General features: G+C 60.4%; 19 protein-coding genes and 1 pseudogene. 11 read left to right on the top strand and 9 right to left on the bottom strand.

All coding sequences use genetic code 11. The features are described from left to right. Positions 1 to 20 precede the first annotated feature (20 nt). Both ACFO0J_RS11365 and ACFO0J_RS11360 read left to right on the top strand, forming a co-directional pair. Positions 21 to 1,058: a glycosyltransferase family 2 protein gene (locus ACFO0J_RS11365; RefSeq protein ID WP_376813193.1), complete on the top strand. Its 1,038-nt coding sequence runs from the start codon at positions 21 to 23 to the stop codon at positions 1,056 to 1,058. A 37-nt stretch (positions 1,059 to 1,095) separates the two neighbouring features. After that, entirely contained in the window at positions 1,096 to 1,839 is a 744-nt protein-coding gene (locus ACFO0J_RS11360; RefSeq protein ID WP_376813192.1) for a DUF6270 domain-containing protein, read from the top strand. Here the strand turns inward: ACFO0J_RS11360 and ACFO0J_RS11355 are convergent. The 4 genes from ACFO0J_RS11355 to ACFO0J_RS11340 are packed head-to-tail and all read right to left on the bottom strand — an operon-like array spanning position 1,831 to position 5,994. Beyond that, the gene (locus tag ACFO0J_RS11355; protein WP_376813191.1) at positions 1,831 to 3,081 is read right to left on the bottom strand and encodes a CDP-glycerol glycerophosphotransferase family protein; all 1,251 of its coding nucleotides are present in this window, start codon (positions 3,079 to 3,081) and stop codon (positions 1,831 to 1,833) included. The two genes, ACFO0J_RS11360 and ACFO0J_RS11355, sit on opposite strands and share 9 nt — an antisense overlap. Positions 3,082 to 3,098: 17 nt before the next feature. Beyond that, positions 3,099 to 3,557: an adenylyltransferase/cytidyltransferase family protein gene (locus ACFO0J_RS11350; RefSeq protein WP_376813190.1), complete on the bottom strand. Its 459-nt coding sequence runs from the start codon at positions 3,555 to 3,557 to the stop codon at positions 3,099 to 3,101. 17 nt (positions 3,558 to 3,574) lie between these two features. Next, positions 3,575 to 4,852, bottom strand: a complete 1,278-nt coding sequence (locus tag ACFO0J_RS11345) for an ATP-grasp domain-containing protein (protein ID WP_376813189.1) — start codon at positions 4,850 to 4,852, stop codon at positions 3,575 to 3,577. After that, positions 4,849 to 5,994, bottom strand: coding sequence for a DegT/DnrJ/EryC1/StrS family aminotransferase (locus ACFO0J_RS11340; RefSeq protein ID WP_376813246.1), 1,146 nt, complete (start codon positions 5,992 to 5,994; stop codon positions 4,849 to 4,851). Before ACFO0J_RS11340 ends, ACFO0J_RS11345 begins: the two co-directional genes overlap by 4 nt. Positions 5,995 to 6,096: 102 nt before the next feature. On the opposite strand from ACFO0J_RS11340, the gene ACFO0J_RS11335 reads away from it, so the two are divergent. The 3 genes and pseudogenes from ACFO0J_RS11335 (at position 6,097) to ACFO0J_RS11325 (ending at position 10,423) form a co-directional block, all read left to right on the top strand. Beyond that, positions 6,097 to 6,765: a class I SAM-dependent methyltransferase gene (locus ACFO0J_RS11335; RefSeq protein ID WP_376813188.1), complete on the top strand. Its 669-nt coding sequence runs from the start codon at positions 6,097 to 6,099 to the stop codon at positions 6,763 to 6,765. Positions 6,766 to 6,790: 25 nt separating this feature from the next. Next, positions 6,791 to 7,153, top strand: a pseudogene (locus ACFO0J_RS11330) (glycosyltransferase family 2 protein); the annotation flags it as partial. A 126-nt stretch (positions 7,154 to 7,279) separates the two neighbouring features. Further along, positions 7,280 to 10,423, top strand: a complete 3,144-nt coding sequence (locus ACFO0J_RS11325; protein WP_376813245.1) for a glycosyltransferase — start codon at positions 7,280 to 7,282, stop codon at positions 10,421 to 10,423. 131 nt (positions 10,424 to 10,554) lie between these two features. Here the strand turns inward: ACFO0J_RS11325 and ACFO0J_RS11320 are convergent, their stop codons facing one another. After that, positions 10,555 to 11,772: a FliC/FljB family flagellin gene (locus tag ACFO0J_RS11320; RefSeq protein WP_376813187.1), complete on the bottom strand. Its 1,218-nt coding sequence runs from the start codon at positions 11,770 to 11,772 to the stop codon at positions 10,555 to 10,557. A gap of 229 nt (positions 11,773 to 12,001) precedes the next feature. On the opposite strand from ACFO0J_RS11320, the gene ACFO0J_RS11315 reads away from it, so the two are divergent. Both ACFO0J_RS11315 and ACFO0J_RS11310 read left to right on the top strand, forming a co-directional pair. Next, positions 12,002 to 13,258, top strand: a complete 1,257-nt coding sequence (locus ACFO0J_RS11315; protein ID WP_376813186.1) for a tyrosine-type recombinase/integrase — start codon at positions 12,002 to 12,004, stop codon at positions 13,256 to 13,258. 142 nt (positions 13,259 to 13,400) lie between these two features. Next, the gene (locus ACFO0J_RS11310) at positions 13,401 to 14,240 is read left to right on the top strand and encodes a flagellin N-terminal helical domain-containing protein (protein WP_376813185.1); all 840 of its coding nucleotides are present in this window, start codon (positions 13,401 to 13,403) and stop codon (positions 14,238 to 14,240) included. Between the two features lie 290 nt (positions 14,241 to 14,530). Here the strand turns inward: ACFO0J_RS11310 and ACFO0J_RS11305 are convergent, their stop codons facing one another. Next, a complete protein-coding gene (locus ACFO0J_RS11305) occupies positions 14,531 to 15,535 on the bottom strand; it encodes a DUF4351 domain-containing protein (RefSeq protein WP_376813184.1) in 1,005 nt (334 codons plus the stop codon). 115 nt (positions 15,536 to 15,650) lie between these two features. On the opposite strand from ACFO0J_RS11305, the gene ACFO0J_RS11300 reads away from it, so the two are divergent. From ACFO0J_RS11300 to ACFO0J_RS11285, 4 genes are all read left to right on the top strand, one after another. Beyond that, positions 15,651 to 16,103, top strand: a complete 453-nt coding sequence (locus ACFO0J_RS11300; protein ID WP_376813183.1) for a hypothetical protein — start codon at positions 15,651 to 15,653, stop codon at positions 16,101 to 16,103. A gap of 88 nt (positions 16,104 to 16,191) precedes the next feature. Next, positions 16,192 to 16,485, top strand: coding sequence for a helix-turn-helix domain-containing protein (locus tag ACFO0J_RS11295; RefSeq protein ID WP_376813182.1), 294 nt, complete (start codon positions 16,192 to 16,194; stop codon positions 16,483 to 16,485). After that, on the top strand, positions 16,457 to 17,767 hold the full coding sequence (locus tag ACFO0J_RS11290) for a type II toxin-antitoxin system HipA family toxin (protein WP_376813181.1): 1,311 nt from the start codon (positions 16,457 to 16,459) through the stop codon (positions 17,765 to 17,767). The genes ACFO0J_RS11295 and ACFO0J_RS11290 overlap by 29 nt, the downstream gene beginning before the upstream one ends. Positions 17,768 to 17,898: 131 nt before the next feature. After that, a complete protein-coding gene (locus ACFO0J_RS11285; protein WP_376813180.1) occupies positions 17,899 to 18,999 on the top strand; it encodes an NAD(P)-dependent alcohol dehydrogenase in 1,101 nt (366 codons plus the stop codon). Here ACFO0J_RS11285 and ACFO0J_RS11280 read toward each other — a convergent pair. From ACFO0J_RS11280 to ACFO0J_RS11270, 3 genes are read right to left on the bottom strand one after another with little or no spacing between them, the layout of a single operon-like run. Continuing rightward, complete coding sequence (locus ACFO0J_RS11280; RefSeq protein WP_376813179.1) at positions 18,986 to 19,393, bottom strand: YchJ family protein; 408 nt, start codon at positions 19,391 to 19,393, stop codon at positions 18,986 to 18,988. The two genes, ACFO0J_RS11285 and ACFO0J_RS11280, sit on opposite strands and share 14 nt — an antisense overlap. A 43-nt stretch (positions 19,394 to 19,436) precedes the next feature. Continuing rightward, complete coding sequence (locus ACFO0J_RS11275; RefSeq protein WP_376813178.1) at positions 19,437 to 20,120, bottom strand: ABC transporter permease; 684 nt, start codon at positions 20,118 to 20,120, stop codon at positions 19,437 to 19,439. Next, a complete protein-coding gene (locus ACFO0J_RS11270; protein WP_376813177.1) occupies positions 20,117 to 20,833 on the bottom strand; it encodes an ABC transporter permease in 717 nt (238 codons plus the stop codon). The genes ACFO0J_RS11275 and ACFO0J_RS11270 overlap by 4 nt, the downstream gene beginning before the upstream one ends. Positions 20,834 to 20,863: the final 30 nt, after the last annotated feature.

The following is a 20,863-nucleotide window of genomic DNA, read 5'->3' as shown; positions in this document are numbered from 1 at the left end:
AGGCGCTTGCGTCATCCTGGATGGATGTATTTGCAATGCTGCTATCTATCATCATCATTTCTTTTAATGGCGAGAAATATATAGGACAGGCGGTTTCGAGCTGCTTGTGTCCTGCCGGAGCGGACCATGAGATCATCGTAGTCGATAACGGCTCGACTGACGGAAGCCTGGATCTGATCCGCTCCATCGCGGCGGATTGCGGATCGACGCTCAGGATCATCGAGAATCATGAAAACAAGGGACCTGGCGAGGCAAGAAACATAGGGCTGGCGCATGCTTCGGGAGAATATTGCATGTTTCTCGATGGCGATGACTGGCTCGAGCCCGAGGCCATCCCGCGCATCGTGGCCTGCTTGCAGGAGTGGAAGCCGGATGTCCTGATGTTCAATCATCAGCAGGTGTGGCCGGACGGCAGGAAGATCCCCAATGCGCCCAACCGGTATGTCGATCTGGGAGATCGGTGGGCGGACCTGACCGATCCGGCTGTCAGGAAAGGCGCCATCAGGAATCTGCATGTCCCCTGGAACAAGGCCTACAGGATGAGCTTCGTCCGGGATCACGGACTGCTGTTCCCCCGCCAGACTTATTACGAGGATATGGTATGGAGCATCCGGGCGACGGTCGAGGCCGGCGCTTTCTATTACATACCCGATGTTCTGCATAATTACAGGCGGCATCTCCAGTCCAGTCTGCATACGACCCATGACGACCACTTCAATATCATCCACGAATGCCGGCGCGTCGAGACCCTCCTGAAGAATCATGCGGATTATCGCCGATGGTACGGAATGAAGCTTTACGGGTACATGCGATCGACCCTGTTCGGTGTCATCAATACCGGATCGCGCATACCGAAGGCCAGGGAAGGGGACTACCTGAAAGAGGTTTCAGCCTTGTTGAAGGATTTGCGCCGCATGCTTGGATTGCGAGGGCCGGATATCCTGTTGCAGGCCGCTGCCACCGGGGATCATGGAATTTATTCTGTGGCTTCAGCCGGAATGATCAGAATGAACCGGCTGAGAGGGCGGCTGTACAGGCTGAGGAAAAAAGTATTTTAATGCCTCGTCTCTTCATGTTGGATTTTTGGAGTGTGCGATGAAAATATTTATTCTTGGGAGTTGTGTTTCCAAGGATTCTCTCGATTTTGGAGAGCCGGGGGAGTTTCATCTTGTCGAGTTTATAGCCAGATCCTCGATAGCCAGTATTTTTTCAGAAAAGCCCTTTGATGATGTTTTCAGTGAGCGTCTGACCTCTGGTTTTCAGCGCCGGTGGGTGAATGTGGATATTGAAAAGAAATTTCTGGATATAATATCAAGATCCGATTTTGATGTTTTGTTGATGGATTTTATAGACGAGAGATTTAATCTTCTGGAGGCCGGCCCAGGGAAGTGCTGCACGGTATCTGCTGAATTCAAGAATACGGATCCGTTCAAAGATATTCCAGATTTCAAAATTATCAAGTCAGGTTCTGATGATTTTTTCAGACGTTGGGGAAACGGCTGGAACAATCTTGTCGATTTTCTTAGAAAAAATGACAAGCTTCACAAACTGAGGCTTAATAAGGTTTTATGGGCGGCACGGACGGCCAGTGGTGGAAGGTACAAGAAGTACCTTTCAGAGGAGATCGTTCCTGATGAGGCTATTGAATTTGCGAACAATACTTTGAATAAAATGTACTCTTTTGTTGAAAAGGATTTGAAGAGAGATCAGTTTTTTACATATGATGAAATCAAGGGAGGGGACTTCCATAAATGGGGGCCGGCGCCCTTTCACTACGCAGACGATTTTTACCAGCAGATGATTGGTAAAATGCGGACCCTTGCCAAAGAGCTATCGTAGGCGCCGCACGATTTCCCGCCTGACCCGCTCCGAGTTCATCGAGTCGTTGTATTTGAAGAAGATCTTTCTGGCAGTGGCCCGCTGCTGATGGGCGGACCCGCCGTCATGGCGCAATGCCTCGTCGATATGCTCGATCAAGGTGCCGAAGTCCTGCGCGATGGGTCCGGGGAAGGCCAGTTCCATATCGTAGAGCAGCCCGTCTTCGTGAGCCTTGTAGTGCTCGATGTCATAGCCAAAGCAGATGATGGGTTTGTCGAGATAGAGCGCTTCGATATAGACGCTGGAGTAGTCCGTGACAAGCAGGTCGCACTCCCTTGCGAGGGCCGAGAACTCCGGGACGGCATCCTGTGACATGTCGAATATGGATACGTCGTCCACATATTCGTCCATGTTGAAATAATTCGCGCTGTTCTTGAAGTAGTGCGGGCGATAGCCCAGGACGGCGTCGTGCGAACGCAGGACGGATTTCAGCCGCTCGATCTCCCCGGCTGAGAACTGGTAATAATGGGCGCCGTCGCTGATCGCCGTCTGGCGGTAGGTCGGGGCATAGACCACCAGTTTCTTTCCCTGGCGCTTTGCCCGGATCAGGCGCAGCGAATCCTGGATATACGAGGGCAGCCGTTCCTCTGCCTGTGTCAGGAAATCGTTGCGCGGCAGGCCGGTACTCCAGACCTGATGGTAGTTCAGGGGATAGAACATGGCAGCCATGGCATAGCTGTCGATATCCGAAGAGGCGATGAGGCCTGTATATTCCCGTCTTTCCCGGGTGCGGTATTTGACGCGGTCGGTGTGGCGGGATGCCGCGTCGTTGGCCGCGTACAGCAGGCGTTTCAGGGGGATGCCATGCCAGAGATTGACCACGACTCTGTGGCGCATGGCAAGTTTCAGGATGCTGAACCGCTTGCTGCCCCAGCGCAGCGAATAGTCCATGGAGACCGAGTGCGTCAAGAAAACGACTTTGCAGCGGGCGAGCCACAGCAGGCCGCGCAGCGTGCCGTGCCTGAGCACCCTGTATCGGATGGCGTCTTCAATCCGCAGGTCCGGGGGCTCGCCGCGATAAAAAACGATCTTGTGTATGCCGGGGTCCCGCTTGACCAGCTCGAACATCGCCCGTTGGTTTTCGATGAAGCGGCCGGTATGCAGGTGATGGGTCGAGAAGGCCCAGCAGTCGGCCCGCTTGGGCGTCATCCGGTCGATGAACTGCCATAAGGGATGCAGCAGAAGAAAAATGAACCGCGCCATGTGCCCGAATCCCCGGTTCAGTCGAAGCGATCGATGATGGAGGAAATAAGGTCAAGCGCCTGCTTGAGTTCCCCCACATGGGTCTGGTCGAGTATTTTCAGCGTTCTCCGGATGTGCGTGCTGGAAATGCCTTCGGTGCGCGGCAGGTAGACCACCTCGCAGTGCGCTTTCAATTCGTCGAACCGGCCTGTCCAGTCACTGCCCATGCCGAAGATCGACACGGCGTGCTGCTGGATGTCACCGGCCTTCTGTTCCCAGGCGGCTTCGGGGATGGCCAGATCGACGCAGTCCAGGGCGCGGATGATTTCAATCCGGTCCTCGAACGGAACCACCGTTTTCTTGCCTTTGAGGTGGTTGAATTCATCTGTGGAAACCCCGACGATCAGGCGATCGCCCAGTGCGCGAAGCCGTTGCAGCAAGCGCAGGTGGCCGATGTGAAAAAGATCAAAAGTGCCGTAGGTCAGGATGGTTTTCATGGCGGGTCGGTGGCTTTTCAGGACAAGGCTTCGACCATGTCCGGGGAGAAAACAGGAATGCCTCGCTGCCGTGCCACGGCTTCTCTTTCGCGGAAGGAGTCGTCGATGAAAATGGCCGGCAGCCGGTCGATGTGGTCCGCTTTCGGCCCGCCGTCGGTGATGTGGACAATGCGGTCAAAGACGGACTCCAGGCGGGTGCGGCGCAGGGTCTCGTTCAGGTTTTCCTCATGGCGCGTCAGCAGCGTGATCGTGCAGCCATCATCGATGGCTTTGTACAGGAAGGCCAGCAGCGCGGTATTGATCCGTCCCTTGATGAGCAGGCAGTCATCCAGATCGACATAGACGTGCCGGTAGTCGAGCCGGATCCGGAACCGGTTGTCCAGGGCGCGGTCCAGTTCGATCGGATAGTCATTGGCGGCGATCGAAACCGGCCAGTCGAGGGCGTCGAATGCGCTCAGCAGCGGCAGGTTCACCCCCAGGCCGCGCTGCAGGGCCGATGAACCGGCGAACCGGGCGGCGACTTCCAGCAGTCTGGGCTGGCCGGCATGGTCCAGTTTCGCCTGGAAGAACCAGGCGCCGCGTGGCCGCAGCCGCTGGTTGATGGCGCCGGCCCAGTCCGCGAACAACTCGATGAATTCGGTGCTGGGCGAGGTGTTGACGCTGATGCCGTTGCTGACCCGGTCGCGCCCTCGGGCTGCGTGGAACAGCAACGATCCGTGGCGGTCCGAGAAACAGTCGATGGTCCATTCCCGGCCCGGCAGGTATTCCAGGATCAGCATGTCCCGATCCTGATGCCGGGCCAGCAGGGTTGCGGCCTGTTGCGCATGGTCGGCGCGAGCGGCGTGGCGCGATCCGTAGCCCCGGTCGGGCTTGATGAAGACAGGGTAGGAGGGGACCTCGGCCAGATCGCGGTAGCGTAGCGGGGTGGCGACCAGCCCATCCAGCGCATCATAGGTCAGGGTCTTGGATGCGCAGATACGCGTGGTTTCGGGGCGGCTGCCAATGACACAGACCCCCAGGCTTTCAGCCAGATCCTGGAGGGTTTCAGCCACCGCGTCCATCGTCGGATAAACCACGTCGATGCGGTGCGTCTTGATGATTTCAGCCAAACGCGAGGCGAAATCGGGGGCGTTGTGATAAGGCAGGCCACCGACGTAGTCTTCATAGACAAAGCGGCCGTGATCGTCCACGCTGGAGGCCCCCACCAGATCGAAATGCGTGGAATAGCGCAGGGCGCGGTGGATTTCCAGGCCGATTTCCGAACCGCAGGGGAAGACCAGGATGCGCTTGCTCATCGGGCGGTCTGCAAGATGATGCCGATCAGCCGTTCCTGGTCCTCGGCCCGCAGGGTGGGGTAGATGGGCAGGCAGATCACTTGATCCGCCAGCGCCTGGGCGTGGGGCAAATGTTCCGGCGCGGCGCTAGGCAGGCCCCGGTACATGGGGAATGAACTGACCAGGGGGTAGAAATAACGGCGGGCGTGGATGCCGTGCTTTTTCAGCAGGGCATACAGCGCGTCGCGGCTGACGGGATGATCCGGGCCGACGAACAGAGGGCAGTAGGCGTGGTTCCATTCCAGCCCTGCCGGCGCTTGCAGCAGGCGCAGACTGGGGACATCCGCGAAAGCGTCCTGGTAGCGCCTGTGGATGGCCGCCCGGGTGTCCAGCGCCTGATCGACGTGCTGGAGCTGCAGCAGGCCCATGGCTGCAGAGACCTCGTTCATCTTGCCGTTGATGCCGGGCGCGACGACGGTGACTTCGTCGGCAAAGCCGAAATTTTTCAGGTAGTCGATGCGCTGTTTGATCTTGGCGTCGGGGCAGATGATGGCGCCGCCTTCGAAGGTATTGAACACCTTGGTGGCGTGGAAGCTCAGGACGGACAGATCGCCGTGATTCAGGATGCTGGCGCCGTCTTGCTTGACGCCAAAAGCGTGCGCCGCGTCGTAAATGACTTTCAGGCCGTAGGTGTCTGCGATCCGCTGGATGCGATCCACGTCGCAGGGCAGGCCGTAGCAATGCACGGGCAGGATGGCCGTGGTGGCAGGCGTGATGGCTTCCTCGATCCGGGCCGGGTCCAGATTGCAGGTGCCTGGATCGACATCGACGAAAACCGGCTTGATATTGTTCCAGATCAGTGAATGGGCCGTGGCGACGAAGGTGTAAGGTGTGGTGATGACCTCGCCGCTGATGCGCAGCGCCTGCAGCGCGGTGACCAGCGCGATGGTGCCGTTGGAAAACAGGCTGAGGTGCTGGACGCCCAGATACGCAGCCAGTTCCTTTTCCAATTGCTCGTGGAATGGGCCGCCGTTGGTCAGGCGTTTACTGGCCCAGAGCTTTTCCAGGTAGGGGATGAATTCCTGCAGCGGGGGCAGGTGCGGCTCTGTGACGAAAACGGGGCGCTGTGAGATCATGTCGTCCTGCGCCCCGAGGGGCTGCATAAACACTATGGGAAATCATCCTGATCATACGTCATCAGGGGACGTGGGATGGGTTGGATATCCTATGGGGATAGGCGCCATTTCGGCCATTCAAGGACACCAATGATTACCCGCAAGCAACTGTACGAGTTCCTGGAAAATCCGCAGTTGAATGAAATGGTCGCCTCGGTCTGGGAGTTGCTCGGGAAAGGCTTCGAGCATGCCCAGGCGCTCCTGCCGCCGGACCAGGCGATGGAACGCAAGGAGCTTTCGTTTCACGATCAGATCCGGCTGCTGGCCTATCTGTGCGCGATGATCGGGGATCTGCCCGGCGACATCGTCGAGATCGGTGTCTGGAAGGGAAAGTCCCTGTCCTTGATGAACGAGGTGTGCAACCACGAAAGAAGAGTCGTCGGGATCGATCCTTTCGCGCTGCCGAAGCAGTTCGAGGAATTCAGCCATTACAAGGACCTGCTGTTTCCGAACGCAGTCGTCCTGAGAGGATTTTCCGAGTTGTGCGCCGAGCGTTTCCACGCGCTTTCTCCCAGTGTGGCGCTGCTGCACATCGATGGCGGGCATGAGGGCCGGAACGTCCTGCTGGATTTCCTGCTGTATTCCCCGAGCGTGGTTTCCGGGGGATTCATCGTATTCGATGACTATATGGACGTCCGCTATAGTCCGGAAGTCGGGCCGGCCGTCGATCTGCTCAGGGCCGGAGGGTATTTCAACGGGTTCAATGTGCTGGGGGCCGTGCGCGGGTTCGAGAACAGCTATCTGATCCAGAAGATTTGAGTCGGCACGCACCGGGGATGGATTGATGTCAATGGATTTTGAAACGGTTCAAAGCGAACGCCCGCCTCTGGTGTCAGTGGTGATTCCGGCATTCAGGGCAAAGTATCTTCAGGCCGCGCTCGATAGCTTGCTGGCGCAGGATTTTTCGGATTACGAGATTGTGGTGGGGGACGATTGCCCCACGGATGACGTATACGATTTGCTCAGGCAATTGACCGATGAAAGAAAAATAGGGAATTTCAGGTATTACAGAAACGAGACTCGAATGACGGGCGGCGGAAATCTGTCCGCCTGTATCCAGAAAGCTCGTGGCAAGTACATCAAGCCCTTGTTCGATGACGACGTCCTGCTGCCGGGCGTACTGTCCAGCTTCGTCCGGATTTTGTCTCTGGATGAAGATATCGCTGTCGTCGGATCCCGCCGTGCGCTGGTGGGTGAGCAGGGCGAAACACTGCCTGACAATATCGCAACAGCCTCTCTGTGCGACGAGGATGTCGTCATCCACGGAAAGGATGTGGTCTCGTTTCTGGGCGACATCACACTGAATTTCATCGGTGAGCCGTCCGCCATCATGTTCCGCCGGGACGATTATGCCCCCATCGTCTTGGAGCACCAGGGTTTATTCAAGCTGGGCGGACAATATATTGAATGGGTCGGCGACCTGACGATGCTGGTCAAGTTGCTGCGCCGAGGCCACTTGGCGCTGTTGCATCAGCCATATTCCGCTTTCCGTGTCTCCAAAGACCAATTCAGCCAGCAGGGCCGCGACCAGCCCGGGGTCGGTGAAAAAGGCCACAGCAATTTCAAGCGCATGATCCGCGAACTGGGCTGGTATCGCGCCAAAGACAACCATCTGGTCCGCGTCAAACCCCTGAGCGACCCAGGCAAGGATTTCGCTCCGTTCCCGCTCGCCGAGCGTATTCGGGAACGCATCAAGGCGCTGGAGAAAAAAGCGGCGGAAGCCCCCTCCTGGGGCGTACCGGATTGGATGGCCGACCGAGCCCCATCCGCCGCCCGCATCCTGGCGATCCAGACCCTGCTGCAGGCGAATCCGGACGTGGGGACGTTGGGCGTGGCCGTCATCGTGCCGGATGGTGCGGACCCTCGGGCGGCGGCTGAAACGCTGGCCAGCCTGAGCGCGCAGCACCGGCCCGTGGATGGCGTCTGGCTGATCGGCGATGGCGTCGTCCCCGACGATGCCGCGCAGAACATCGAGCATGTTCCCGGCGCTGAGCCCTGGCCTCAGTTGCTGTCCCAGCGAATCGAACAAGGAGGCCTGCCCGATTTCCTGTGGGTGCTGCACGCCGGTGATCGGCTGTTGCCGCACGCCACATTGACCCTGGGTGAATATCGCTTGCGCCGGCCCGACCCCCTGGTCTGGTATGCGGACGACGCCGTTTTGCTGGATGGCGTCACGGCCAACCCCATGTTGAAACCGGATTTCAACATTGATCTGCTGCGCAGCTACCCCTATGTCGGTCGCAACCTGGTGCTCAGCACGGCTGCCATCCAGGCGGTGGGCGGGCTCGACGCGCGGGTGGTCGATCTGGCGCCGATCGATCTGGTCTGGCGCATGGTGGAGCAGGCGGGACCATCCGTGGTCGGGCATGTGCCGGAAGTTCTGCTGCATGGCGCGCGCGGCCTGATGGACTGGGTCTGCGATGCGGGGACCCTGACCTGGTCGCCTGCCGTGACGCAGGCTCATTTCGTGCGGATGGGGCTGGACGCCCAGGTCCAGCCGGGACCGGCCCTGGGGCTGTTCCGCGTCGAATACCCTTTGCCGCAACGGCCGCTGGTATCCATCATCGTGCCGACCCGCGACCAGTTCTCCATCCTGCGCGATTGCGTCGAAGGCTTGATGGAACGCACGGCCTACCCGAACTACGAATTGCTGATCGTGGACAACGGCAGTGTGGAGCAGGGCGCTGTCGAGTTTCTGGCGAAACTCGAAGGCATGGCGCTGGATCAGGTGCGTATCCTGCGCTGGCCGCAGGCCTTTGATTTCGCCGCCATGAACAATTTTGCGGCGGAACAGGCGCGGGGCGAGGTGCTGCTGTTCCTGAACAACGATATCCAGTTTTCGCCGCAAACACGCGCCGATTGGCTGGAGCGCCTGCTGCGGCTCGCCTTGCGTCCGGAGGTCGGCCTGGCGGGCGCACGCCTGGATCTGCCCGGCGGCCGGATCGATCAATACGGCCAGGTGCTTGGGCTGGATAACAGCGTGGGATTGGCTTTTCGGGGCGAGCCGTCCGGCCAGCAGGGGTATATGTATCGCCTGGCCGTCCAGCAGAACGCCAGCGCCCTGAGTGCGTCATGTCTGATGGTGCGACGGGCCGTGTTCCAGGAACTGGGCGGTTTCGATGCGCAATCTTTCCCTGTCTACTATGCGGATACGGACCTGTCCCTGAAGGCGGCGCAGGCCGGCTACCTGCTGGCCCTCGAACCCGATACCGGCCTGTTGCATATGGGCGGGGCGACCCGCCTGTTGACGGAAAGGTTCGGCCTGGCGGCCCGCCCCGACGACGAGCAGCGCGACCGGCTGTACGCCCGCTGGCTGCCGCAACTGGCGCGCGATCCTTATTACCATCCCGCTTTCGGCAAACTGTCGCCCGGGTTCAACCTGAGCCAGGATGCGTCGCGTATCCACGAGCCGCTGCCCGGGCGTCCGTTGCCGGTGGTGCTGGCCTCGCATTCGGATTGGCATGGCTGCGGTCATTACCGGATTCTGCAACCCTTCCAGGCGATGGCGGGAGAGCTGCGGACCGAAGGCGGCGTCAAGCACCATGATTTCCATTTCACCGACGTGGCCCGCATTCAGCCCGACGTCATCGTGCTGCAAGGCACGTGGCTCAACGAGGGCATACTGACGCAGATCCGGCGCTATCGGGAGATCACCGGCGCCAGGGTGGTTCTGGAGTTTGACGATTATCTGCCCAATATCCCGGCCCGCAGCGTCTACCGTGGAAAGTTCCAGCAGAGCTGGATCAAGAACATGCGCCGCGCGATCGAGCAGGTGGACTGGCTGGTGGTGTCCACGCCCGTCCTGGCGCAGGAATATGCAGATTTCCATGGTGATATCCGGGTGGCGCTCAATGGCCTGCTGCCGGCCTGGTGGGGCGGGCTGGAAGGGCGCCGCCGCTCGGGCAAGAAGATGCGCGTGGGCTGGGCGGGCGGCATCAGCCACACCGGCGATCTGGCCGAGATCCGCTCCGTGGTCAAGGATCTGCAGGACGAGGTCGAGTGGGTCTTCATGGGAATGCAGCCGGATGGCGTGGCATGTGAATTCCATCCGGGGGTGCCGATCGACCAATATCCGGCCAGGCTGGCCGCTTTGAACCTCGATCTGGCGGTCGTGCCGCTGGAGATCAATCAGTTCAATCGCTGCAAGAGCAACCTGAGGCTGCTGGAGCTGGGGGCCTGCGGGGTGCCGGTCATCTGCACGGACATCGATCCTTACCAAAGCGACCTGCCGGTGACGCGGGTGCGCAACCGCCATCAGGACTGGATGCAAGCGATCCGTGCGCATCTGGCCGATCCGGATGCCTCCGCCCGCCAGGGCGACGCACTGCGTGAAGCCGTGCTGAGAGACTGGATGCTGGAGGAGGCGTTTCTGGATCAGTGGGCCAGGGGCTGGGGAGTGGCGCCGGACGACGCCTGAGGCGCATCGAGATCGAAAGCGCCGCGGGCGGCCCGGTGGGCGCCGGAAGACGAAAAAACCGCTGATCCTGTCGGACCAGCGGTTTTTTCATGCGTCGGGACGGCTGAGCCGCCCCGGGCTGCCGCGAGGACTTAACGCAGCAGGGACAGCATGGTTTGCGGCACTTGGTTGGCCTGGGCCAGCACGGCGGTACCGGCCTGTTGCAGGATCTGGGCACGCGTCATGTTGGACACTTCCACCGCGTAGTCGGCGTCTTCGATGCGCGAACGCGCAGCCGACAGGTTGGTGACGGTGTTGCTGAGGTTGGCGATCGTGGACTCGAAACGGTTCTGAATCGCGCCCAGGTCACTGCGCAGATCGTCGACTTGAGCAATAGCCTTGTCCAGGGCATCGAGCGGATTAGCCGTAGCACCCGTAGACAGGGATTTCAGGGACATTGAACCCGTGTCGATGGTGAATGCCGCAGTACCTGCAGTTGTCGTCACATCCGCAGTTGAAGGTTCGACCGCAATGTAATAGTCCTTGCCAGTCCCTGCTTCGCCCGTAAAGCCGCGCGATTCCAGATTGCCCACTTCAGTTGCATCAGCCGGCGTCACAGTGACTTTGGCGAAGAACTTGCCATTGTCATCCACATAGACGTTGGTAGCGTCCACCACAACGCTGCCAGCTGCCACCCCGAGGCGCTCAGCCAGTTTGTCGGCAGTTGCTTCATCAACGGTCGCCCCAGTCACACTCGACGTAGGACCATAAGCTTTTTGGAAATCAGCAGCAGCGGCGGCCGTAGGAGCACCACCACCATCCACCTTCGGTCCAGTTACATTAAAGCTGCTCAGATTCAATGTGCTGGCAGTGATCTTCTTCAGATCGATCTCGATGGTTTCGTCGTCGTTGGCGCCAACTTGGATGGTCAGCTTTTGGTCGCTGGCCAGCACCTTGACGCTGTTGAACTGCGTCTGATCGGAAACGCGATTGATCTCGTCCAGACGCTGGGTGATTTCAGCCTGGATGGACTCGAGGTCTGATTCGGAGTTCGTGCCGTTGGCGGCCTGTACCGACAGTTCACGGATGCGCTGCAGGTTGTTGTTGATTTCGTTCAGGGAGCCTTCCGTCGTTTGCGCAATCGAGATGCCGTCGTTGGCGTTGCGGGCCGCCTGGGTCAGGCCCTTGATGTTGGCAGTGAAGCGGTTGGCGATGGCTTGGCCGGCGGCGTCATCCTTGGCGCTGTTGATGCGCAGGCCCGAAGACAGGCGCTGGATCGCGGAACCCAGGGCAGATTGGGACTTGTTCAGATTGTTCTGGGAAACCAGAGCAAGGTAGTTAGTGTTGATAACCGCGTCTTTCAAATTCACAACAACCAATCGCTACCGGCCGACACATTTTGTCGCGCTGCCTCAGTAGGCTATTGAGAGAATGCGTGGCGTCAGTCCTTTGGAGAGGCACCCGCATGTATATAAATGTGTATACCGTCGTGTCTCCGCAATCCATTGATAATCAATGCATTTTGCGCACTTTCCCCGATCCGGACAAAAGACGATGTGTACATGTCTGTGTATTCTTGCGTAACGAGGAAAGCGGCGCGTGGCTCAGAATCTTCTATCGGCCCGGACAGTCAACTCCGCCAAAGCGGCGGGCAAGCCCTATCAACTGCGGGACGGGGGCAGTCTGTTCCTGTCGGTGCAACCCAGCGGAAGCAAGCTCTGGCGCTACCGTTACCGCCTGAGTGGCAAGGCCCAGGTATACGCCATCGGCCGCTATCCAGATGTGACCTTGGCCCAGGCCCGTCAAGAACGGGATCGTCTGCGGGATCTGATCCGGCAGGGCATCCACCCCCTACGGGATGCCGTCACCGATGCCGGGACGTCCACTCCGTCCACCTTCAAGGCGGCCGCACAGGCATGGCTGGCCGCCAATTCTCAATGGAGCCCGGACTATGCCCGCCAGATCGGCCGCTACTTCGAGAAAGATGTCCTCCCCGCGATCGGTGACGTGGCGATCGCCGACCTGACGCCTGCGGATATCCGGACACTGATCGAGTCGGTCGCGGGCCGAGGCGCCCGCTGCGCGGCGCTGCTCGTGCAGCAGTGGGTCTCCCAGGTTTTCTCCCACGCCATTGTTCAGGGGCTTTGCGGGGATAATCCTGCCAGCCTGCTCAAGGGCTTGGTCCGGCGTCCAGCGGTGCGCCATCATCCGCCGCTGAGTTGGTCGGATATTCCCGCGTTCTTCCAGCGCCTGGACGCTTGGCTGGGTCATGCCGACATCGCCATCGGCTTGCGCCTGCTGGCCCTGATGTTCGTGCGGCCTTCGGAGCTGCGGCTGGCCCGCTGGCAGGAGTTTGATTTTGATAATGCGGTCTGGACCGTGCCTAAAGAACGCATGAAGATGCGCCGGCCGCACATGGTGCCGCTGTCCCGTCAAGCCTTGACGTTGCTGCGCTCGCTGCGCGTCCTATCCAGCGACAGCCCCATGCTGTTTCCCAATCACCGGGACCTGAGCCGCGTCCTGGCCGCGAGCAGCTTCAACCACGCCATCGCACGCCTGGGTTATGGCGGGCGATTTTCCGCCCATGGATTCAGGGCGACCGCGACGACCTTGCTCGGTTTGCTCGGCTATCCCGACAAGCTGGTGGATTTGCAGCTCGCCCACCGCCGACGCGACACGTCTCGAGCCCCCTACGATCATGCCCGATTCGTCGGTTCCCGCACCCTGCTCATGCAGGACTGGGCCGACATCCTGGATGCTCTGGCTGCCGGGGGACGCTATGCCCAGCTTTCAGAGGCTTTCGGCCCCTTGTCGGTGCGCCGGACGCGGATGCTGGGTGTGATCGAACGGGAATAAGTGATCTTCGCTCAAAAAAACTTCTAAACCGCCCTAAAGTTCCCCGACCCCCCTCCGTTAACGGGACAGAACAGGAGGTCACTCGGTTTGTCATCCTGGGCAAAAAGGGCGAATCCTTCGCCAAATCTCTTAGGAGTCTCTCATGGCTGTTATCAACACCAACTACCTTGCTCTGGTTTCCCAGAACAATCTGAACAAGTCCCAATCTGCCCTGGGTTCCGCGATCCAGCGCCTGTCCTCGGGCCTGCGCATCAACAGCGCCAAGGATGACGCCGCTGGCCAGGCCATCGCCAACCGCATGACCGCCCAGATCCGCGGCATGACCCAGGCTGCCCGCAACGCCAACGACGGCATCTCGCTGGCTCAGACCGCCGAAGGCAACCTGAACGAAATCAATAACAACCTGCAACGTATTCGTGAACTGGCCGTGCAGGCCGCCAATGACCCGAACGGCGCTTCGGACCGCACGTCCATCGGCGAAGAAATCGAGTCCCGCCTGAAAGAAATCGACCGGATCGCCGGCGGCGCCAAGTTCAACGAAACCCAACTGCTGAATTCCTCGGGCACCAGCATCACGCTGCAAGTGGGCGCGAACACCACGGGTAACGACGTGATCGCGATCAGCACCGTCGATGCGACGGTTTCCGGCCTCGGGCTGTCCGCTGCGCAAGGTCTCGGCACGGCTGTCGTTTCGGGTCACGCTGCCGCTCAGACGCTGATCGACCAAGTCGACGCCGCCCTGAAGAGCGTGGACACGGCTCGCAGCTCGCTGGGTACCTACCAGAACCGTCTGGAATCCACGATCGCCAACCTGAACAACACCATCACCAACCTGTCGGCTTCGCGTTCGCGCATCGAAGACGCCGACTACGCGGTGGAAGTGTCCAACATGACGCGTGCCCAGATCCTGCAACAGGCTGGTACCGCCGTGCTGGCCCAGGCCAACCAGGTCCCGCAAACCATGCTGTCCCTGCTGCGTTAATTCGCACGGTGACTCGGGGCGGCCTCGGCCGCTCCAGCATGTGGAAAAGCCACTGGCGCAAGCCGGTGGCTTTTTTGTCGAGGGAAGAGGCTCGACCTTCGCGAATCCGGATGTCCGCCATGCCCGTCCGCAATCGCTCTCTTGAGTTCAAGGACAATCACGATAGATCTGCGGGCCGGCACGTCCGCTCAGGGCCGCCGCCATGCTGACGCGTCAGTCCAAAAAGTGCTCCTGAACCTCGTGGATATCACGACCCTGCATGCAGTGTTCAAGGGTTGATCGGTCTGCAGTCAGTCGCGGAACACGTCTTCCAGAACTTCAGCGTCCAGGATATTCAGCGACCACACACTGAGTTCTTGCGTCCGAGCTGAGCAGATGCGTTGCTTGATGTCGTCGTCGATCGGACCAAAGCGACGCTCGATCTGGTGTAGCAGCAGATCAGCTTGACCTTCAGCGCGGCCCTCGGCAAGTGCTTCCTGACGAACCACACGTTCAATCGATGTGACGTATGCCATGTTGTTTTCCTCTGTCAGCGCGGTGACTGCCCGCACATATTCCGACTCCAGATCGATGGGCAGTGCGATCATCCAGTCGACCAGATGGTGAACTTGCCCTGCGACGTCCGGATCATAGCCATAGCGGCGTAGCCCACGAACCAGTTCAAACTTCGGCGTCAGCCGGGTGCGTTTGTCGGGATGGTGATTGGCGTGTAACTGCGCCATGATCAGCACCGCAAACGGATTGCTTGAGGCCAAGGATTCCAGTTCATCCCAGCGCGTTCGCCAGCCTTCCAATTCTACGACAGGAAAGGTGAATCGGATGCCCTGGCCCAGATGTTCATCGGTGTAGACCAGATGATCACCAACGCCCCGATTTTCCAGCAAGACGCCCAGGCTGTAGACCGGCGGCGGCAGATCCAGGCTGCGTTGTTGCATGATGCGCGCCTGGGTGCGATGGCGGTATTCGTACATACGCCAGGCGAAACGGCGCAGCGCCTTGCGGCCCGACAATCGGCCTTCGACCTCGACGTGGATCAGCAGCCAGGCGTCCGCGCCGCTGCGCAGGCGCACCTGCACCAGCTTGTCCACAAAGCGCCGCCCCTTCTTGCTGGGAAAGACAATGGCCTGCAGTTCCTTATCCAGGAATTGGGCAGGTTCCGACCAGTCGATTTTGGCATGTAGACGCGGGGCCAAAAACGCGATGGCCTGGGGAAAGAACCATTCGAGGCCGTTTTTCCACGGGCTGTCATGGTCATCCGAGGCGGCGTCAGGCGCAGAGGTTTTCCGGGCAGACATGGCAGGCTTTTTGGTTGAAAGGCCCCCATTCTGATCAAGCCCGTGCCGTCCCGATAGACGGACATCTACGAACGGATAAACATGTCGCGGCCCGACCTGTCGCCGTCTGAATAAAATGACCGATCATGCTTGTTGGTCCATCACTGAGGTCGAAATGAATAAGGTTGTTTTTGTAGAAGCGCACTTCAAACCGCTGTTCAAAGAGGTTGCGGTCAAAGTGCCCACAGGAGAAACCAAACGAGGATTTTTTGGCGGTGAAAAGGAACTGGTTCGGAAAGAAACGCAAGTGCAGCAGGTGGGTTGGTCGGACACCAAGATTGATGGTGCGCGCTTGGCCCGGGACGTAGCCCATGCGGTGACGGCGCTCAATTCCGACGGCTACGAAGTCATCAGCACGACCGCGATCGAGTCAGGCAGCTACCGGTATGAATACAAGGTTGGCAAAATCTCCAGCTCGGCCCGTATGGTCCGAGACACAGAGGCAGTCTCCGGGGATACTGGGTACAGCTACGGCTACGGTTACAGCTATACGGAAGGCGTTCTGTTGATCGCACGGCTCGCTCGGTGATTCAGATGTGATTTTTATCTAAAATACTTGACAATTTTTCATTGTATGGGCGTAATGTCTAGTATTTAATACATTCACATTGCCGGTGATGCACATCAAAGAGGTAGGCTCCCTGGTCAGGGAACGGCGACGAGAGGTCCGTTTGACGCAAGCGCAGTTGGCGTCTCAAACCGGGATTTCGCGCGCCACCATTGCGGGCCTGGAGGCCGGCTCCCTGGCGGAGATCGGCTTTGTGAAGCTGCAGCGGATTTGCGAGTCGGTCGGGCTCGAGATGCGTGCTGTCCAGGCGCATCAGGGGCGGCCGACTTTGGACGAACTGATGGCGCTGAACCGGCAGGAATACGAGCAGAGCCATGCCAAAAAGTCACGCTTCCGCTCCTGAAGACCTGCTGGACGTGTGGGTCAGGGACCTGCATGGATTGCGCAAGGTCGGCACGCTGGAACGCTACAGTGAACCAGGTTTTGCTTGGCAGGTCCGCACGGCGTTTTACTACGACGATGGTTTGTCCGACCGGGATGCTGTTTCGATCACCATGCCGGTGCGTCGGGCGCCTTACGAGCCGGAGGTTGCGGGACTCGTGGGCAATCTGCCGCCCATCTTCGATCAGAGTCTGCCTGAAGGGGCGCTCAGGGACTATCTGATGCGCCAATATGCCAAGGTCGTCGAGAATATCGGGGATTTTGATCTGGCCGCCCTCACGGGCTCCACGTTTATCGGTCGGGTGTTGGTCACGTCGCATGGGGAAGCCCCCAATCTGGATGCGGGCCCCACCGTTTCCCTTGAGCGTATTGTCCGGGATCCTGACAGCCTGGCGCTCATGGAGGAACTGATGGGGATATCGGCTCGACGTAGCGGGGTCAGCGGCGCGCATCCCAAAGTGCTCTATCGTCCGTCGGAACATCGGAACGAGCCCGCACGGGCGACTTTGACGACCGGCGAATATATTCTCAAGACGCCTGGGGACGATTTCCCATGGCTCTCGATCAACGAATATTTGTGCATGTCGGTGAGTGTCCGTAGTGGGCTTCCCAGCGCGCGTGTCCACCTGACTGAAAGCGGGCAGATGCTGATCATCGAGCGTTTTGACCGGCAGGATGACGGAACCCCGCTGGGGTTTGAGGATGGCGCCACTTTGTGCGCCAGGACGGCCAGGCAGAAATACGAAGGCAGTTATGAGATCCTCGTGCGCAACTTCCTGTTGATGGTGGAATCTGCAGGTCGCCCGGCCCTGCGCAGCGCGCTGTTCAAGCGGATCGTGCTGTCTTGCGCGCTGGGTGATGGGGACGCTCATCTGAAAAATTTCGGGATGCTGTATGGCGATCCCGATGACACGGTGAAGTTCGCGCCGGCCTACGATATTTGCAGCACGCTGCCGTATATTGCGCAGGATCAGATGGCGTTGAGCATGGGGGGGAAACGCCTTTTCCCTTCCGCCGACCATTTGATGGATTTCGGCCGTGTGGTGTGCGGCTTGAGCCGCAAGCAAGTCCGGTCCGTGTTTGAAGAAGTGCACGGAGCGACCCGGGATACCCTCGAAGACCTCGACGACTACTGTGATCTTTACCCCGATTTCGCGGATGCGTGTGGCAAGAAGCTGTTTTCTGTCTGGCAATCGCTGGCCAAACACGTGTTGGCTATTCCGTTGGCTCGGCCTGGCTCCTGAGTGGATATCCCCATACCGAATAGGGTTTTCATGATCTGACGCAAACAGCGGACCGGGGCGAACCGATACGATGATGGTGTCATCATCTGCAGGCGGGGCCTGTACCCGCCGACCTTGTAAAGGAGAGCGCCATGGCCGCCACAATGAAAGCCGCTGTCTTCGTCGAACCCGGCCGGATCGAACTGACCGAAAAGCCCATCCCCGACGTCGGCCCCAATGATGCGTTGATCCGCATCACCACCACCACGATCTGCGGCACCGACGTCCACATTCTCAAGGGTGAGTACCCGGTCGCCAAGGGTCTGACGGTGGGGCACGAACCGGTGGGCATCATCGAGAAGCTCGGCAGCGCGGTCACGGGCTACCAGGAGGGGCAGCGCGTCATCGCCGGCGCGATCTGCCCGAATTTCGGCTCTTACGCAGCTCAGGACGGCGTCCCGTCGCAGGACGGCAGTTACCTGACGGCCTCCGGGCGCTGCGGCTGCCACGGCTACAAGGCCACCGCCGGCTGGCGTTTCGGCAATCTGATTGACGGCACCCAGGCCGAATACGTGCTGGTGCCGGATGCGCAGGCCAATCTTGCGCCGATTCCGGACGGTTTGACCGACGAGCAGGTGCTGATGTGCCCGGATATCATGTCCACCGGCTTCAAGGGGGCGGAAAACGCGAACATCCGCCTGGGCGACACGGTGGTTGTCTTTGCTCAGGGACCCATCGGCTTGTGCGCGACCGCCGGCGCGCGCCTGCTGGGGGCGACCACGATCATTGCGGTGGACGGCAATGAGCATCGCCTGGGCATCTCGCGGCGGCTGGGCGCCGACGTCACCCTCGATTTCCGCTCATGCGACGTGGTCGACGAGGTGATGAGGCTGACCGGCGGCCGCGGCGCCGATTCGGCCATTGAGGCGCTGGGCACGCAGGCCACGTTCGAGCAGGCCCTGCGCTGTCTGAAACCCGGCGGCACGTTGTCCAGCCTGGGGGTGTATTCGCAGGATCTGAAGATCCCGCTCGACGCTTTCGCCGCCGGCCTGGGCGACCATCGCATCAACACGGCCCTGTGTCCCGGCGGTAAAGAGCGCATGCGCCGCTTGATGAACGTGATCGCGGCCGAACGCCTGGATCTCGGCGCGCTCGTCACCCACCACTATCCGCTGGATGATATCGTCGCGGCTTATGATCTGTTCGCCCACCAGCGCGACGGAGTGCTGAAGATCGCGATCAAGCCGTTTTGATCTCTCCATCCACGTACACCCACACCCCCGCCAACCGCGTGAACCGGCTGGTTTCATGAATCCGGCTGGCGCGGCCGTTGACTCGGACCCGTGCGACGAATTCCACGATCTCATGATCAGCGTCCAGGCGGGCATGGCGGCGTACGTCCAGCCCCAGCCAGCGGGTGCCGGGCTCGTTGGGAGCCAGCGTCGGCGGCCGGGTGTCGGGATGCCAGGTCTGCAATAAATAATCCAGCTCATCCAGTACGTAGGCGCTGTAGCGTGAACGCATCAAGGACTGGGCGTCGGGCGCTTGCAAATGAAGCGGACCATGATGCCAGCGGCCGCAGCAGTCGGCGTAGGCGGCCGGGAGGCCGCAGGGGCAGGGGGGCGAAATCCGGGGCGTGCGCTTCATGGGTGAAAAGGGCGGTGCGCGGAATGGTCCGTAGGGGGAAACCTCAATCCCCCGACCGGATCCCCAGACTCCGCTCCACCAGCCACGCGCAGCCCAGCAGGGTCACGTTGATGGCCAGATACAGGACACCGGCGATGATGAAGGTCTCGACGATCAGGTAGCTTTGGCTCATCAGGCGGCGGGCGAAGCCGGTCAGTTCCATCACCGCGATGGTCGAGGCCAGGCTGGTGCCTTTGATCGCCAGCACCAGTTCGTTGCTGTAGGCCGGGAAGGCCTGGCGGATGGCCAGGGGGAAGCGGATGCGGCGGAAGATCTGCAGGCGGCTCATGCCGCAGGACGCGGCGGCGTCCAGTTGGCCGCTGGGCACGGATTGCAGGCCGCCGCGGATGGCTTCGCTCATGTAGGCGCCGCTGTTCAGGGCGATGGCCAGGATGGCGCAGCGCGCGCCGTCGGAAAACAGCCACCACAGAACGGGCTGCTCGCGCACGAATTCCAGGGTGCCGATGCCGTAGTACAGCAGGAACAACTGGATCAGCAGCGGCGTGCCGCGAAAGACGGTGCTGTAGGCGAAGGCGGCGCCGGACACCAGCCGGTTCGGGGTGGTGCGCATCAGCGCGGCGCCCAGGCCCAGCAGCGAGGCGAACAGGATGGAAAACAGGCCGATGCGCAGGGTGATCCAGAAGCCCTCGATCAGGACGGGGACGGCTTTTTCGAACAGTTCGATCATGACCCGGCCCCCCGCATGCCGCGCCCGAAGTGGCGCTCGGCCCAGACGAACAGGCCCTGGCTACAGGCGCCGATCAGGAAATACAGGATGCCGGCCATCAGGTACAGGATCAGGGGTTCGCGCGTGGCGGCCGAACCCAGAACGGCGGCGCGCATCAGTTCGACCAGACCCACCAGAGAGATCAGGGCGGTGTCTTTCAGGGCGGCCTGCCAGACGTTGTTGGCGCCGGGCAGGGCGTACCAGAACAGTTGCGGCAGGGTGATGCGCCGCAGGCACTGGCGGCGGTTCAGGCCGATCGCGCGGGCGGCTTCGAGCTGGCCGGGATCGATGGCCTTGAAGGCGCCGCGAAAGACTTCCACGCTGTAGGACCCCGAGATCAGGGCGATGGCGAGGATGCCGATCAGCATGGGGAAGACGGTGCTCATCAGATCGTCCCACTCCAGCCAGTCGGCCAGGTCGGCGGCGGGCTGGACCGCGCCGAAGAACAGCAGATAGATGATGAGCAGTTCCGGGACGCTGCGCACGATCAGGGTGTACAGGGCGACGAGGGCGCGTACCGGGCGGCCGGCGCCGGTCTTGGCGGCCGCGCCGGCGATGCCGATGAGCATGCCCAGGCAGATGCCGCACACGCTGATGAACACGGTCATGGCCGCGCCGCGCAGCAGCATATTGCCCCAGCCGGCGCTCAGGATGTCGTGCAGGGACTGAATCATGAAATGAATTGAAAAGCCGGCCTTCGGGGA

The sequence above is a fragment of the Castellaniella hirudinis genome (assembly GCF_042651965.1).
In the GTDB taxonomy this organism is placed as follows: Bacteria; Pseudomonadota; Gammaproteobacteria; order Burkholderiales; family Burkholderiaceae_B; genus Castellaniella; species Castellaniella hirudinis.
Note: the sequence above shows the minus strand (reverse complement) of the source record. Positions and strands in the feature narration are given on the sequence as shown.

Excerpts from the sequence above, each read along its gene's own strand:
- ACFO0J_RS11350 (WP_376813190.1), bottom strand. The coding sequence starts at position 3,557 with ATGAAAACCATCCTGACCTACGGCACTTTTGATCTTTTTCACATCGGC.
- ACFO0J_RS11300 (WP_376813183.1), top strand. The coding sequence starts at position 15,651 with ATGACCGATCATGCTTGTTGGTCCATCACTGAGGTCGAAATGAATAAG.
- ACFO0J_RS11295 (WP_376813182.1), top strand. The coding sequence starts at position 16,192 with ATGCACATCAAAGAGGTAGGCTCCCTGGTCAGGGAACGGCGACGAGAG.
- ACFO0J_RS11310 (WP_376813185.1), top strand. The coding sequence starts at position 13,401 with ATGGCTGTTATCAACACCAACTACCTTGCTCTGGTTTCCCAGAACAAT.
- ACFO0J_RS11360 (WP_376813192.1), top strand. The coding sequence starts at position 1,096 with ATGAAAATATTTATTCTTGGGAGTTGTGTTTCCAAGGATTCTCTCGAT.
- ACFO0J_RS11305 (WP_376813184.1), bottom strand. The coding sequence starts at position 15,535 with ATGTCTGCCCGGAAAACCTCTGCGCCTGACGCCGCCTCGGATGACCAT.
- ACFO0J_RS11340 (WP_376813246.1), bottom strand. The coding sequence starts at position 5,994 with ATGCAGCCCCTCGGGGCGCAGGACGACATGATCTCACAGCGCCCCGTT.
- ACFO0J_RS11335 (WP_376813188.1), top strand. The coding sequence starts at position 6,097 with ATGATTACCCGCAAGCAACTGTACGAGTTCCTGGAAAATCCGCAGTTG.
- ACFO0J_RS11275 (WP_376813178.1), bottom strand. The coding sequence starts at position 20,120 with ATGATCGAACTGTTCGAAAAAGCCGTCCCCGTCCTGATCGAGGGCTTC.
- ACFO0J_RS11355 (WP_376813191.1), bottom strand. The coding sequence starts at position 3,081 with ATGGCGCGGTTCATTTTTCTTCTGCTGCATCCCTTATGGCAGTTCATC.
- ACFO0J_RS11270 (WP_376813177.1), bottom strand. The coding sequence starts at position 20,833 with ATGATTCAGTCCCTGCACGACATCCTGAGCGCCGGCTGGGGCAATATG.
- ACFO0J_RS11290 (WP_376813181.1), top strand. The coding sequence starts at position 16,457 with ATGCCAAAAAGTCACGCTTCCGCTCCTGAAGACCTGCTGGACGTGTGG.
- ACFO0J_RS11345 (WP_376813189.1), bottom strand. The coding sequence starts at position 4,852 with ATGAGCAAGCGCATCCTGGTCTTCCCCTGCGGTTCGGAAATCGGCCTG.
- ACFO0J_RS11285 (WP_376813180.1), top strand. The coding sequence starts at position 17,899 with ATGGCCGCCACAATGAAAGCCGCTGTCTTCGTCGAACCCGGCCGGATC.
- ACFO0J_RS11280 (WP_376813179.1), bottom strand. The coding sequence starts at position 19,393 with ATGAAGCGCACGCCCCGGATTTCGCCCCCCTGCCCCTGCGGCCTCCCG.
- ACFO0J_RS11365 (WP_376813193.1), top strand. The coding sequence starts at position 21 with ATGGATGTATTTGCAATGCTGCTATCTATCATCATCATTTCTTTTAAT.